The sequence below is a fragment of the Sulfitobacter sp. R86518 genome (assembly GCF_042466275.1).
GTDB classification, from domain to species: domain Bacteria; phylum Pseudomonadota; class Alphaproteobacteria; order Rhodobacterales; family Rhodobacteraceae; genus Sulfitobacter; species Sulfitobacter pontiacus.
The window spans coordinates 355,807-369,354 of the sequence record NZ_JAXHCA010000005.1 but is presented as its reverse complement, the minus strand read 5'-3'; the positions used below and the strand labels follow the sequence as shown (position 1 = coordinate 369,354).

At 61.6% G+C, this 13,548-nt stretch carries 15 protein-coding genes and 1 pseudogene; 13 read left to right on the top strand and 3 right to left on the bottom strand.

Annotated elements, in window-relative coordinates; translation table 11 throughout:
• The first annotated feature begins 97 nt into the window (after positions 1-97).
• A complete protein-coding gene (locus SJY36_RS02590; protein WP_009826068.1) occupies positions 98-718 on the top strand; it encodes a hemolysin III family protein in 621 nt (206 codons plus the stop codon).
• Positions 719-725: 7 nt separating this feature from the next.
• Here SJY36_RS02590 and SJY36_RS02585 read toward each other — a convergent pair whose 3' ends face one another.
• Together SJY36_RS02585 and SJY36_RS02580 are read right to left on the bottom strand one after the other, a co-directional pair.
• Positions 726-1,076, bottom strand: coding sequence for a YigZ family protein (locus SJY36_RS02585; protein WP_005851570.1), 351 nt, complete (start codon positions 1,074-1,076; stop codon positions 726-728).
• Positions 1,077-1,085: 9 nt separating this feature from the next.
• Positions 1,086-1,793 carry a M48 family metallopeptidase gene (locus tag SJY36_RS02580; RefSeq protein WP_386176423.1) on the bottom strand — a complete coding sequence of 236 codons (708 nt, stop codon included), beginning with the start codon at positions 1,791-1,793 and terminating at the stop codon, positions 1,086-1,088.
• 124 nt (positions 1,794-1,917) lie between these two features.
• Between SJY36_RS02580 and SJY36_RS02575 the strand changes: the two genes are divergently transcribed.
• From SJY36_RS02575 to SJY36_RS02520, 12 genes and pseudogenes are all read left to right on the top strand, one after another.
• A complete protein-coding gene (locus SJY36_RS02575) occupies positions 1,918-2,154 on the top strand; it encodes a hypothetical protein (RefSeq protein ID WP_386172808.1) in 237 nt (78 codons plus the stop codon).
• 14 nt (positions 2,155-2,168) lie between these two features.
• Complete coding sequence (locus SJY36_RS02570; RefSeq protein ID WP_005851564.1) at positions 2,169-3,035, top strand: branched-chain amino acid aminotransferase; 867 nt, start codon at positions 2,169-2,171, stop codon at positions 3,033-3,035.
• A gap of 32 nt (positions 3,036-3,067) precedes the next feature.
• Positions 3,068-3,526: a universal stress protein gene (locus SJY36_RS02565; protein ID WP_005851562.1), complete on the top strand. Its 459-nt coding sequence runs from the start codon at positions 3,068-3,070 to the stop codon at positions 3,524-3,526.
• 98 nt (positions 3,527-3,624) lie between these two features.
• On the top strand, positions 3,625-4,185 hold the full coding sequence (locus tag SJY36_RS02560; RefSeq protein ID WP_005851560.1) for a NifU family protein: 561 nt from the start codon (positions 3,625-3,627) through the stop codon (positions 4,183-4,185).
• Positions 4,178-4,834 carry a tRNA (adenosine(37)-N6)-threonylcarbamoyltransferase complex dimerization subunit type 1 TsaB gene (gene tsaB / locus SJY36_RS02555; RefSeq protein WP_386172806.1) on the top strand — a complete coding sequence of 219 codons (657 nt, stop codon included), beginning with the start codon at positions 4,178-4,180 and terminating at the stop codon, positions 4,832-4,834. The genes SJY36_RS02560 and tsaB overlap by 8 nt, the downstream gene beginning before the upstream one ends.
• Positions 4,831-5,247, top strand: coding sequence for a GNAT family N-acetyltransferase (locus tag SJY36_RS02550; RefSeq protein ID WP_386172804.1), 417 nt, complete (start codon positions 4,831-4,833; stop codon positions 5,245-5,247). The genes tsaB and SJY36_RS02550 overlap by 4 nt, the downstream gene beginning before the upstream one ends.
• Positions 5,248-5,407: 160 nt before the next feature.
• Positions 5,408-6,404 (top strand): annotated as a pseudogene (locus tag SJY36_RS02545) (BMP family protein).
• A gap of 2 nt (positions 6,405-6,406) precedes the next feature.
• Positions 6,407-8,035 (top strand): ABC transporter ATP-binding protein, encoded by a 1,629-nt coding sequence (locus tag SJY36_RS02540; RefSeq protein ID WP_037943278.1) that lies wholly within the window; start codon positions 6,407-6,409, stop codon positions 8,033-8,035.
• A 1-nt stretch (position 8,036) separates the two neighbouring features.
• Positions 8,037-9,167 carry an ABC transporter permease gene (locus SJY36_RS02535; RefSeq protein ID WP_005851551.1) on the top strand — a complete coding sequence of 377 codons (1,131 nt, stop codon included), beginning with the start codon at positions 8,037-8,039 and terminating at the stop codon, positions 9,165-9,167.
• A complete protein-coding gene (locus SJY36_RS02530; RefSeq protein WP_005851549.1) occupies positions 9,167-10,135 on the top strand; it encodes an ABC transporter permease in 969 nt (322 codons plus the stop codon). Before SJY36_RS02535 ends, SJY36_RS02530 begins: the two co-directional genes overlap by 1 nt.
• Before the next feature lie 79 nt (positions 10,136-10,214).
• Positions 10,215-11,123 carry a sulfite exporter TauE/SafE family protein gene (locus SJY36_RS02525; RefSeq protein WP_386172801.1) on the top strand — a complete coding sequence of 303 codons (909 nt, stop codon included), beginning with the start codon at positions 10,215-10,217 and terminating at the stop codon, positions 11,121-11,123.
• Positions 11,120-11,890 carry a TIGR02186 family protein gene (locus SJY36_RS02520; RefSeq protein WP_386172799.1) on the top strand — a complete coding sequence of 257 codons (771 nt, stop codon included), beginning with the start codon at positions 11,120-11,122 and terminating at the stop codon, positions 11,888-11,890. The genes SJY36_RS02525 and SJY36_RS02520 overlap by 4 nt, the downstream gene beginning before the upstream one ends.
• Here the strand turns inward: SJY36_RS02520 and SJY36_RS02515 are convergent.
• Positions 11,887-13,422, bottom strand: coding sequence for an ATP-dependent RecD-like DNA helicase (locus tag SJY36_RS02515; RefSeq protein WP_386172797.1), 1,536 nt, complete (start codon positions 13,420-13,422; stop codon positions 11,887-11,889). The two genes, SJY36_RS02520 and SJY36_RS02515, sit on opposite strands and share 4 nt — an antisense overlap.
• Between the last annotated feature and the right edge of the window lie 126 nt (positions 13,423-13,548).

Below are 13,548 nucleotides of genomic sequence, written 5' to 3'. Positions count from 1 at the left end.
AACCTCCTATACGAATGGATAGGTCGAGATACCAAAGCGCCATGCATTAGACGAAATCTGACATGGGAATGTTGCAAACGGGTGCTAGATTTGACCTATGGCTTATCCGCACCCAACCGCTGACACTCTCGCCGATGGCACGATCCACGTGTTGGGTCTGGGATTTGCGATACCGGCAACAATCCTGCTGACAACCTATGCTGCCAGCCAGGGGGAGCAGCTTACACCGACGCTGGTTTATGCGGCCTGCTTCGTTCTGTCGCTTCTGGCGTCGGCGATTTACCACCTTTTGCCGTTTGATCGCACCCGCGCCCTGCTGGGGCGGATTGACCATGCGGCGATCTACTTCAAGATCGCGGGCACCTACACACCGTTTGTTGTGCTCATCGGAACGGGGTTCGCCTATGGCATCCTCGCCGTGGTCTGGGCGCTGGCCATTATCGGCGCGGTCGCCAAACTGTCTTTCTGGAGCACGGAGTCTAAAGCGTCGCTGTATCTCTATCTTGGCATGGGGTGGCTGTCTGTGCTGCTGGTCTGGCCAATGTGGCAAAGCCTGCCCACCACGGCGCTGACGCTGATTGGCATCGGCGGGTTGATCTATACGCTGGGGACGATCGTCTTTGCACACCCCGGCATGCGCTTTCAGAATGCGATCTGGCACAGCTTTGTGCTTGCCGCCTCTATCTGCTTTTTCGCCGCCATCTCTATCAGCTTGTAAGCCCGTGTCAGGCCGCGTCCAGATAGGCGCGCACGCAGGATTGAACGTGGCGGAACCGGTCGCCGCCCAGATGTTTCCCGCCGTACCAGCGCGTGACCACGATCAAGTGATCCTCCAGACCCTCACGCTCTAGCATCCGGATGATCACCATCCCCGCACCGGATTCCCCATCATCGCCTTTCAGCGGGCCGCCGTCTGACAGCAGCACCGCCCAGGTGTTGTGGGTTGCCTTGGCATAGGATTTATCGCGCTTGAGCTCTTTCAGCGCAGCATCCACGGCGGCGCGATCGGACGCGGGGCAGCCTGACACGGCATATTTGGACCCGCGGTCCGTCAGTATCTGGCCAAGCTGCTTCATGCGGTGCCGTTACAGCCCCGCCGCGGTCCGCCGTACGGTATCCAGACGCGATGCATTGGGCGGGTGCGTGCCCAAGAAACGGTCACCGGGGTCAGGAATACGGGTAAAGAATTCGGCCCCCCGCAGCGGATTATACCCTGCGCGTGCGGTGATAATAGTGCCCAAGGCGTCTGCCTCAAGCTCGAAGTCCTTGGAATAGGTCCGCGCGCCCACCTGCGCCCCAAGACGCTGTGCCAATTCGACCGCTGTCGCATCGCCCCCGCTCAGCGTGGCGAGACCAGCAAAGATCACCGCGCCGGCGACCGCGTTCTGCTGTTGGCGCGCGATATGCCCTTCGATGTGGTGGGCAGCCTCGTGCCCCATGACAAAGGCAAGCTCGTCCTCGTTACGCGCATCCGCGATCAGGGCGAGCGTGAAGGCGATGACCGGACGCCCGGCCTTATCCTCGGTTTGGTAGGCGTTGGCGGGCTGGCCGGGACGGTCATCGACCACGATGTTGAAATCGCAATTCACCTGCGAGGTCCGCACGCGACATTCGCGTTCGGCGACAGGTTCGACCGTTTGCAACACGCGGATAAAGCTGCGGGCGGATTCATTGGCGGAAAAACTAGCGGGTTGCCCTTGCTCGGGTTGGGTGGAGACAGGCCCCGACATGGTCGTCGGTTCGCAGGCCGCCATAAATGCCGCAGCGGCCAGAGCAAGACAGTATCTCAACATCACGTAACGCATCCTCAGAAGGGCAACGAATAGATCTGCCACCGTTTTAACGCGGCGGCGCGGATTTGAACAGACGGCGCAGTGCTGCTCTTGCATTGGACCGCCGAAAGAATACTGTGCCTTCATGTTTACGATTGAACACGAATTCGATGCCAGTGTGATCACTCTGATCGACGAAGGCAAAGCACCCTTGCGTGAAGATGTGACGGTGCACGCCTTTGCCAGCGTTATCACATTCGAGCAATGGGACCCGCGCACCAACTCTGTCTGCAAGATCAGCCTCTCGCCCGAACAGCTGCACGATCTGACAGCCGCGCTGAACCTGCCCGAGGGCATCTACCGCACCGCGCCCAAGCGGTAACCAAAGGACAAGCAATGGCCACTGGCACACATATCAAGACATTTTACGAAGGCAGTTGGCACGAGGGTGACATCTCTGTCATCAAGGCCGCGGACCACGGTGCATGGCTGGGCACGACCGTATTCGACGGGGCGCGGCTGTTCGACGGTCTTAGCCCCGATCTGGAGGCGCATTGCGCGCGGATCAACCGGTCGGCCAAGGCACTGATGATCACCCCCACGGTCGAGACCGCCGATATGGTCGAGATGGTACGCGAGGGTCTGAAAAGCTACCCCAAGGACGCCGCCGTCTATATCCGCCCGATGTATTGGGCGCTGGCGGGCGACGAGCTGGGGATCGTGCCGTTAAAGGACGCGACCGGCTTTGCCATCAGCCTAGAACAGATCCCTATGGCGGCACCCGATGCGGCCACGACGCTGACACGGACCCGTTTCCGGCGTCCCGTGCTTGAAGACAACGTCGTCAACGCCAAAGCGGGCTGCCTTTATCCCAACAACGCCCGCATGATGGTTGAAGCCCGCGCCAAGGGCTTTGGCAACGCGCTGGTCGCCGACGCCATGGGCAATGTCGCCGAATCGGCCTCTGCCAATGTGTTCATGGTCAAGGATGGCGAGGTGTTCACCCCGATCCCCAATGGCACGTTTCTGGCCGGTATCACCCGCGCGCGGCATATGTCGAACATGCGCGCCGACGGGATCAAGGTGCACGAAACAGTGCTCAGCTTTGACGATTTCCATGCCGCGGACGAGGTCTTTTTGTCCGGCAACATGATGAAGGTCACGCCTGTCAAAGCGTTTGACGACACGCAGTACCAGATCGGCCCCATGACCCGCCGCGTGCGCGAGATGTATTGGGATTGGGCGGCCTCTGACCGTGGCTGACCCCGCCCCCCGCCGTTCAACAGGAGGATGCTATGCGTAAATTTATGGTTGTGCTGGATGACAGCCGCGAATGCCTGAACGCCATGCGATTTGCCGCGATGCGGGCGTCCAACTCTGGCGGCGGGGTGGTGGTGCTGTCGGTCATCCCGCCTGACGAATTCAACCACTGGATCGGTGTGGCCGAGGTCATGCGCGAAGAAGCCCGCGAGCGGATCGAGGTGCATTTCGAGGTCTTCGCCAAATGGATGCGCGACCGGCTGAACGTGGAGCCCGCGCTGGTTATTCGCGAAGGTGTGATCGTGGACGAGATCATCAACCAGCTGGCCGATGACCCCGAAGTCGGCGTGCTGGTCCTTGGCGCGGGCACCGACAAGAAATCTGGCCCCGGCCCCTTGGTGACCCAGCTTTCCCGCAACGCAGGCTCGCTGCCGGTGCCGATCACCATCGTTCCCGGTGACATGAGTAAAGAACGGCTCGAGATGATCACCTGAGGCGGCACCGCAGGCCGTCGCAAACTTAGAATCGTTCCAAACCTTGACTTGCGCGCGCTCAGGTCGCATATCTGCATCAACCCTTTCAGGAGCATGTGATGTTTATTCAGACCGAATCCACGCCCAACCCCGCAACGTTGAAATTCCTGCCCGGTCAGACCGTGCTGGAGATGGGCACCGCCGATTTCCCCGCCCCCGAAGCCGCCAGCGCCTCGCCTTTGGCCACGCGTCTGTTCGCTGTCGAAGGCGTGACCGGCGTGTTCTTCGGCACCGATTTCGTGACCATCACCAAGGCTGACGGGATCGAATGGGACCACCTGAAACCCGCCCTGCTTGGCGCGATTATGGAGCATTTTCAATCCGGCCAGCCGGTGATGGAAACCGGCCATGACCACGCGTCGGGCCATGCGGAGCATACCGGCGAAGACGGTGCGATCGTCGGCCAGATCAAGGAATTGCTGGACAGCCGCGTGCGCCCTGCCGTGGCTCAGGACGGCGGCGACATCACCTTCCACGGGTTCGAGCGCGGCGTTGTCTATCTGCACATGCAAGGGGCCTGCGCGGGCTGCCCATCGTCCACATTGACGTTGAAAATGGGCATCGAGAACCTGCTGCGCCACTACATCCCCGAAGTAACCGAGGTACGCCCGGTTGCCTAAGACGCCTCTTCTCCTGGCGTTTGATACATCGGCCGCACATTGTGCGGCCGCTTTGCTGTCGGGCGACCAGATCATCGCCAGCGTCGAGGAACCGATGAACAAGGGTCAGGGCGAACGGCTGCTTGGCCTATGTGCCGAGGTGCTGGCCAGCGCAGATGTGGCCTATAGCGATCTGACAGCGATTGGCGTCGGCATCGGGCCGGGGAACTTCACCGGGATCCGCATCGCGGTCTCGGCCGCGCGCGGGCTCGCGCTTGGCCTTGGGGTGCCTGCGATAGGTGTGTCTCATCTTCAGGCGCTGGCCTTCGGGCATGACGGCGTTGTCATCAGCAGCATCGATGCGCGGCAGGACAAGCTGTTCGTGCAGGTGTTCGGCACGATGGATGACCGCGACCCTGTGATGTGTGGGTTGGATGATCTGCCTTCGGTGCCCTCGCGCGCCGATCCCGTCTGTGTGGGGCATCAGGCCGATATGATCGCAGCACTTTGTAACGGCACCGCCTTGCCCCCTCGTATGCCCGTGGCAGAGGCAACGGCACGCATTGCCGCCACGAAGCTTGGCACCCAGACCCCGCGCCCTGCCCCGCTGTATCTGCGCCCCGCCGATGCCGCCCCGGCTCGCGACACACCGCCCGCGATCTTTTCATGACGCCGCAGGATATGGCGCGGATTCACGCCGCCGCTTTTGTGCAAGACCGTGCGTGGACGGCGCAAGAGATCGCCGATCTGCTGGCCTCCCCTTTTGTGACCCATCTGGCGGAGCCGCAGGGCTTTGCCCTGACCCGCCTCTTCGCGGGAGAGGCAGAGCTGCTGACCCTCGCCGTTGATCCCGCAGCCCAACGTCAGGGTATTGGCCGCCGCTTGCTGCAACGCTGGATGGACGGGCTTGAAGCGCAGGCCGACACCGCCTTTCTAGAAGTCGCCGCCGACAATACCGCAGCCATCGCACTTTACACTTCCGCAGGGTTTCGCCAGACGGCCACACGTCGCGGGTATTATCAGCGTAAAGATGCGCCATCCGTTGATGCATTGATCCTTTCGCGTCAGTTTACGCACGGTTAATAGGCAATATCATCCCCAAGCGCTTGAGAATCCGGTTGACCCTACCCATGGGCTACGCAGTATCGTACATCTGATCGACGGAACCGGGCGCAAGCGCGGAACTGCGACCGGGCAAAGGCCTCGCGCTTGCGCCCCAACACAATAAACCGGGAGACACTCCATGACCCTTATGACCAAATTCCTCGGCGCTGCTGCGGCCACGGCTCTTAGTGCCGGTGCGGCTCTGGCCGAACCCGCCCTGATCTTCGACCTTGGCGGCAAATTCGATAAATCCTTCAACGAAGCCGCCTTTGCTGGCGCGCAACGCTGGGCCGAAGAGACCGGTGAAAGCTTCCGCGAGATCGAACTGCAGTCCGAAGCACAGCGTGAACAGGCGCTGCGCCGTTTCGCCGAAGCGGGCTCCAACCCCATCGTGATGACCGGCTTTGCCTTTGGTGATGCGCTTGGCCAGGTGGCAGGCGATTACCCTGATACCGATTTTGTCATCATCGACATGGTTGTCGACGCGCCCAACGTCCGTTCCGTTGTCTTCAACGAACACGAAGGGTCCTATCTGGTCGGTATGATGGCGGCGATGGCCTTCTGAATCCAACACTGTCGGTTTCATCGGCGGCATGGACATCCCCCTGATCCGCAAGTTCGCCTGCGGCTACGCCCAAGGCGTTCTGGCCGTGAACCCCGACGCGACCGTGATTTCGAACATGACCGGTTCGACCCCTGCCGCATGGAACGACCCCGTAAAAGGGTCCGAGCTGACCAAAGCGCAGATCAGCCAGGGTGCTGATGTTGTCTATGCAGCCGCGGGCGGCACAGGCGTTGGCGTTCTGCAAACCGCAGCCGACGAAGACATCCTGTCGATCGGCGTGGACAGCAACCAGAACCACCTGCACCCGGGCAAAGTCCTGACCTCGATGATCAAACGCGTGGACAATGCTGTGTTTGACGCGATGTCCGATGGTCCCGGCATGGAAAAAGGCTTTAACGTCATGGGCGTTGGCAACGAAGGCGTGGGCGTCGCGATTGACGAACACAACAAGGCACTGGTTACCGCGGAAATGCAGGCCGCTGTGGATGAAGCAGCAGCCAAGATCGCAGACGGGTCGCTTGAGGTACATGACTACATGTCCGACGACAGCTGCCCGAGCCTGAGCTTCTAAGCGTGAGCACTGCAACACATACGGAGCGGCAGGAAACTGCCGCTCCGGCGATCGAGCTGAAAGGCATCTCCAAGGCCTTTGGTCCGGTACAGGCCAATAAAGACATCTCTATCCGCGTCATGCCCGGCACGATCCATGGGATCATCGGGGAAAACGGCGCGGGCAAATCGACGCTGATGTCGATCCTTTACGGATTCTACAAAGCCGACAAAGGCGACATCTATATCGCCGGTAAAAAGACCGACATCCCTGACAGCCAGGCCGCGATTGCTGCAGGCATCGGGATGGTGTTCCAGCACTTCAAACTGGTTGAAAATTTCACGGTCCTGGAAAACATCATTCTGGGTGCCGAAGACGGGCGGCTGTTGAAGCCATCACTGGCCAAGGCGCGCAAATCGCTGATGAAGCTGGCCGATGACTACGGCCTGAAGGTGGACCCCGACGCGCTGGTGCAAGACATCGGCGTCGGCATGCAGCAACGGGTGGAAATCCTCAAGGCGCTGTATCGTCAGGCCGATATCCTCATTCTGGATGAGCCCACGGGCGTGCTGACCCCAGCCGAGGCCGACCAGCTGTTCCGCATCCTCGGGCGTCTGCGCTCCGAAGGGAAGACGATCATCCTGATCACCCACAAGCTGCGCGAGATCATGGAGACGACGGACACCGTATCGGTCATGCGCCGCGGCGAGATGACCGCCACCGTCAAGACCGCCGAAACCTCGCCCGCCGAACTGGCGGAGCTGATGGTCGGCCGCAAGGTACTGCTGCGTGTTGACAAGAAACCCGCGGCCCCCGGCCCGGTCATTCTGGATGTCGAAGGGCTGCGCGTCGTTGATGACAAGGGCGTCGAGCGTCTGCGCGGCATCGATCTGCAAGTCCGCGCGGGCGAAATCCTTGGCGTTGCAGGCGTGGCCGGCAATGGCCAGTCCGAACTGCTTGAGGTTCTGGGCGGATACCAGACCGGCAAGGGCAGCGTGCGCGTCAATGGCACAGCACTGGACCTGACCGGCAACAAATCCGACGGCCAATCCCGCCGCAACCACGGCATCGCCCATGTCCCCGAAGACCGCCAGCGCGAAGGTCTGATCATGGAGTATCAGGCGTGGGAAAACACCGCCTTCGGCTATCACAAAGACCCTGCCTACCGCAGCGGCATGTTGATGGATAACGCCGCGATCAAGGCCGACACCGTTGAAAAGATGGAACGTTTCGACGTGCGTCCGCCAAACCCCAAACTGGCGGCCAAGAACTTTTCCGGCGGGAACCAGCAAAAGATCGTTCTGGCGCGCGAGATCGAACGCAACCCCGACCTGCTGCTGATCGGCCAGCCGACCCGTGGCGTGGATATCGGCGCAATCGAATTCATCCACGAACAGATCGTCGCCCTGCGCGATCAGGGCAAGGCGATCCTGCTGGTCTCGGTCGAGCTGGAAGAGATTCTCGCACTCAGCGACCGGGTGGCTGTCATGTTCGACGGTCAGGTCATGGGCATCCGCGACGCCAGCCAGACCGATGAAAAGGAACTGGGCTTGCTGATGGCGGGCATCACCGATACCGATGCGCCCCATTCCATCGAAGAGATCGAAGACAATCTGGCCCATGCGGGCGGCGATCCGCATAAGGAAGTGTAACATGGACGTAATGCCAAAATGGGCCGAGGTCGTCCTCGTGCCTTTGATTTCGCTATTGCTGGCAGCGATCCTGTCGGCGCTGGTCATTCTGGGCATCGGGGAAGACCCCGTTGCGGCCGTCAAACTGATGGTGTCCGGCGCTTTGGGCAGCACCTATGGCTGGGGCTATACGCTGTATTACGCCACGAACTTCATGTTCACCGGCCTTTGCGTTGCCATCGCCTTTCACGCGCGGCTGTTCAATATCGGTGGTGAAGGCCAGGCGATGCTGGGCGGTTTGGGCGTGGCGCTGGCCTGTCTGTATATCCCGTGGCCCCATTGGTCGCTGGCCCTGATCGGTGCCGCGGCAATGGCTGCCGTGTTCGGCGCCGCCTGGGCCGCGATCCCCGCGTTCCTGCAAGCCAAACGGGGCAGCCATATCGTGATCACCACGATCATGTTCAACTTTATCGCAGCGGCGGTGCTGAACTATATTCTGGTTAATATGCTGCGCCCCCAAGGCAGCATGGACCCCGCAACAGCACGCTTTCCTGACGCGACCAAACTGCCGACGCTGCATGATATCCTTGCCCCGCTGGGGATCGAGTTTTCCAAGGCCGCGCCCGCCAATATCTCGCTTCTGGTGGCGGTTGCGGCCTGTATCTTCCTGTGGGTGCTGATCTGGCGCACGCGGCTGGGGTATGAGATCCGTGCCTACGGCCATTCGGAATCGGCCGCGAAATACGCCGGTATTTCTCCGGTCAAGATCACGATGATCGCGATGATCATCTCGGGTGGTTTGGCGGGCATGATGGCGATCAACAACGTCATGGGCGAGGCTGAACGGCTGGTGCTGAACGCCACGGAAGGCGCGGGCTTTATCGGCATCGCTGTGGCGCTGATGGGGCGCAGCCATCCTCTGGGCGTTTTCCTTGCCGCGATCCTGTTCGGGTTCCTCTATCAGGGTGGTGCTGAACTGGCGCTCTGGACCTCGATCCCGCGCGAGCTGATCGTCGTCATTCAGGCGCTGGTGATCCTCTTTACCGGAGCGCTGGACAACATGGTGCGTATGCCGCTCGAGAAAATCTTTCTGGCGCTGCGCGCCGCACGGGCCCCCAAGCCCGAACGCAAACCGGTGGAGCCTGCTGAATAATGGATTATATCACGCTCATCCAACTGTTCGACAGCACCGTGCGCCTTGCCACACCGCTGCTGCTGGCCTGCCTTGCCGGTCTGTTTTCCGAACGCGCCGGTATTTTCGACATCGGCCTTGATGGCAAGATGCTGGCGGCCGCCTTCTTTTCGGCGGCCGTGGCATCGCTGACGGGGAACGTCTGGCTGGGGCTGCTGGCCGGCATCGCCGCGTCGATGGCGCTGAGCCTGCTGCACGGGCTTGCCTCCATCACCTTCCGCGGTAACCAGCTGATTTCCGGCGTCGCGATCAACTTTCTTGCCGCCGGTCTGACGGTGCTGATCGCGCAGGACTGGTTCCAGCAAGGCGGGCGCACGCCGTCGCTGATCGGCGGGGCGCGGTTCAATCCGATCACCCTGCCCTTTGCCGATGACATCGCCCAGACCCCGATCATCGGCCCGCTCTATGCCGAGCTGATCTCGGGCCATTCGATCCTTGTCTACCTCGCCTTCCTCGCGGTCCCTGCGACATGGTGGCTGCTGTACCGGACACGCTTTGGCCTGCGTCTGCGCGCTGTGGGCGAAAACCCCGCGGCGGTGGATACCGCAGGGGTTTCCGTCATCGGGCTGCGCTATGCCGCGGTGCTGATCTGTGGCGTGCTTTGCGGTATTGCCGGTGCCTACCTCAGCACGGCGCTGCAGGCCGGCTTCATCAAGGATATGTCCGCAGGCCGTGGCTATATCGCACTTGCCGCGCTGATCTTTGCCAAGTGGCGCCCGTGGTACGCGCTGTGGGCCACGCTGCTGTTCGGCCTGTTCGGCGCGCTGGAAACCCGCCCCGACGTGATCGAGGCATTGGTGAACTTCAAGGTTCAGGGCCAGTTGCTGGCCGCCCTGCCCTATGTGATGACCGTGATCATCCTCGCGGGCTTTGTCGGCAAGGCGATCCCGCCCCGTGCCGGCGGCGAGCCCTACGTCAAAGAGCGTTAACGCTCCCCGCGCCGTCGCAAATTGCGGCGGCGCAGCATCCACGATTGATTTCAACCTTTGGATCGGTCTAACTGCTTCTATGCAAATTTACCTGCCCATTGCCGAGCTGTCGGTCAACGCGTTGCTCCTTTTGGGGTTGGGCGGTATCGTGGGCGTTCTATCCGGCATGTTCGGCGTCGGGGGCGGATTTCTGATCACACCGCTGTTGTTCTTTATCGGCATCCCCCCTGCGGTCGCTGTGGCCACAGGCGCGAACCAGATCGTTGCCTCCTCCTTCTCGGCGCTGCTGGTGCATCTGAAACGCAAGACGGTGGATCTGCGCATGGGCAGCGTGCTGCTGGCGGGCGGGCTGGTCGGGGCCGCGGCGGGCGTCACCATCTTCAACTACCTCAAATCGCTGGGTCAGGTCGATCTGCTGGTCAACCTGTGCTATGTCGTTTTCCTTGGCATCATCGGTGGGCTGATGCTGATTGAATCACTGAACGCGATGTACAAGACCCGCAGCGGCAAACGCCCCCCGCGCAAGAAACACACGTGGATCCAGAAGCTGCCGTTCAAGATGCGCTTTCGGGTCACGGGGCTTTATATCTCGGTCATCCCACCGCTGCTGGTCGGGGCCTTTGTCGGACTTTTGGCCGCGATCATGGGCGTTGGCGGCGGCTTTATCATGGTACCGGCGATGATCTATCTGCTGGGGATGCCGACCAAGGTGGTTGTCGGGACCTCGCTGTTCCAGATCATCTTTGTGGCTGCGTTTACCACGATGCTACACGCCACCACCAACTATACCGTCGACATCGTACTGGCCGTGCTGCTGCTGATTGGCGGGGTGATCGGCGCGCAGTTCGGGACCAGCCTTGGCACCAAGCTCAAAGCGGAACAGCTGCGGATCCTGCTTGCGCTTCTGGTGCTGGTCGTCTGCGGCAAGCTGGCGCTGGAACTGTTGCTGCAACCGGCAGAGCTTTATTCCGTCGGGTTCACCTCATGATCCGTCTGCGTGCCCTTTTGGTGGCAGCGCTGGCCTGCCTGTCTTTCTCCGCCACCGCGGATGAGGCGATCGTGCTGGGCCTGAACCAAAGCGAAGTCTCTATCTCCACCAATTTCAACGGGTCCGAGATCATCATCTTCGGGGCCGTCAAACGCGAGACCCCGATCCCCGAAGGCCCCGAGCTTGAGGTCGTGGTGACCGTGTCCGGCCCGTCGGCCCCGGTCACGGTGCGGCGCAAGGAAAAGACCTTTGGCATCTGGGTGAACACCGCTGCCGTCGAGGTCGACCGTGCCCCCAGCTTCTATGCCGTCGCCACCAGTGGCCCCTTGCAGGACGTGCTGAACCGCACCGAGGACCTGCGCTATAAAATCTCTGTCCCGCGGGCGATCCGGTCGGTCGGTGCGCCGATGAATATCGAGGATTCCGCCGCCTTCTCGGACGCGCTTGTGCGCATCCGCAGCAAGGCGAACCAGTATCAACTGGAAGAGGAAGGCGTGACCGTGGACGAACAGACCCTGTTCCGCGCGACGGTGCAACTGCCCGCCTCCTTGATCGAGGGCGATTACAACACCCGCATTTTCCTGACCCGCGGCGGGTCCGTCGTGGCGCAATACGGGACGTTGATCGACGTGCGCAAGGTCGGGCTGGAACGCTGGCTGTTCAACCTGTCGCGGGAAAATGCGCTGGTCTACGGGCTGCTGTCGCTGGCGATTGCCATCGCGGCGGGCTGGGGGGCCTCTAGCCTTTTTGCGGCGTTGCGCCGCTAGGCCGGATCATCCGTCTGTGTCTCAAGGCTCAGCGGGGCGGCAGGGGCCGCGCGCAGATCGTCCACCCGCAGCATTCCGGACGGTTTTGACAGGCGGTTGCGCACGACCCAAATCAGCCGCTCTTGCGCGCGGGTGATCGCCACATAGGCCAGCCGCTTCCACAGCGGTTGCCCCGCCTCTGACCGGCCCATCCGCGCCGCTGCATAAAGGTCGGGCGCAAAGACCTGCACCGTGTCCCATTGGCTGCCCTGCGCCTTATGGATCGTCACCGCCGCCCCATGCAAAAACGTCGCCCCCATGCGCGCAGCAAAAGGGATAAAGGGTTCTTCCTCGTCCGGTTTTTCGATCTTCACGATCGACGCGGCAGAGATTTGCGGGTCTTCCGCGCCCATCACATGCAAGCGGCTAAAGCCCGGTTTGCGCCCTGCCCCCAGATAGACGACCTGCGCGCCCTTGATCAGGCCGCGCGCTTCAAGGTCGAGCCGTTTCTTGCGGTGTTTCAACGGCAGCTCGATCCCGTCGCAGATCAGCGGCTCCCCCTCCAGCAGCGCGTCTTCGGGCGCGCCATAGACCGACCGGAATGCGTTGATCAGCCGGATGCGCGTGGCATTGCGCCAGACCAGCACGGGCGACCGCGCCATCAAGTCCACTTCGACCCGCTGGCCCCAGACGACACGGTCGTCCTTCTTTGACGCGTCTTCGACCATACGCTCGAACTGTTCAAAGCTCAGGTCAGGGTCGGCAAGCGCATGGGCCAGATCAAGGATCGGGTTGTCGGCCTGCTGCCGGTGAATTCGGCTAAGGTTCAGCACCCGTTCCTTGGGCAGCTTTTCAAACACCATCGTGCCCGACTGCCCCACCGGGGCCAACTGCGCCGGATCGCCAAACAGCAGCAACGTCGGGAAGATCTCTTTCAGATCCTCGAACTGTTTGTCGTCCAGCATCGAACTTTCATCGACAAACCCGATATCCAGCGGTTCCTCGCGGCGCTTCCATCCGGTGATGAAATCGCTGCCGCGCAGACCCGCAGCGGCCAAGGCACCGGGAATGGATTTGTTGTTCTCGTAGAACGCGAAGGCGCGGTCCAGCGAGACTTCGTTCATCCCCTCGATCACCGGGCGTTCACCGCTGCCCGCCAGCCATTCCGCGATGCGTTCGTATTCGGGGTCATAGACAGGCGTATAGAGGATGCGGTGGATCGTCGTCGCGGGCACGCCACGCAGCCGCAGGACCGATGCCGCCTTGTTGGTGGGGGCCAGAATGGCAAGGGTGCGCTTGTCTTTCTTCTTGCGCTCGTAATCGCCCGAAACGATGTCGACGCCGGCATTTTCCAGCGCCTTGTACAGTTCTGCCAGCAGCAGTGTTTTGCCCGACCCCGCCTTGCCGGTCACCGCCAGCACTTGGTCCGCCCCGCCCGCAGGGGGCATCAGCAGATTGTCATCCAGATCGATGCCCGCGTGGCGCAACATCTCGGTCACGCTGTCAAAGGCAGCCGCCTGATCGGCGGAATAGGCAAGGGCAGGTACTGTCATGGCGCGACCCTAATTCAGCGCGGCACCGGGGGCCAGATGGCATCGCCGCTATTCGCGCAATCAGCCCGTGCCAAACCGCCGCGTGATGCCAAATACGACAACACCCGCGCACCGATGGATTGGTGC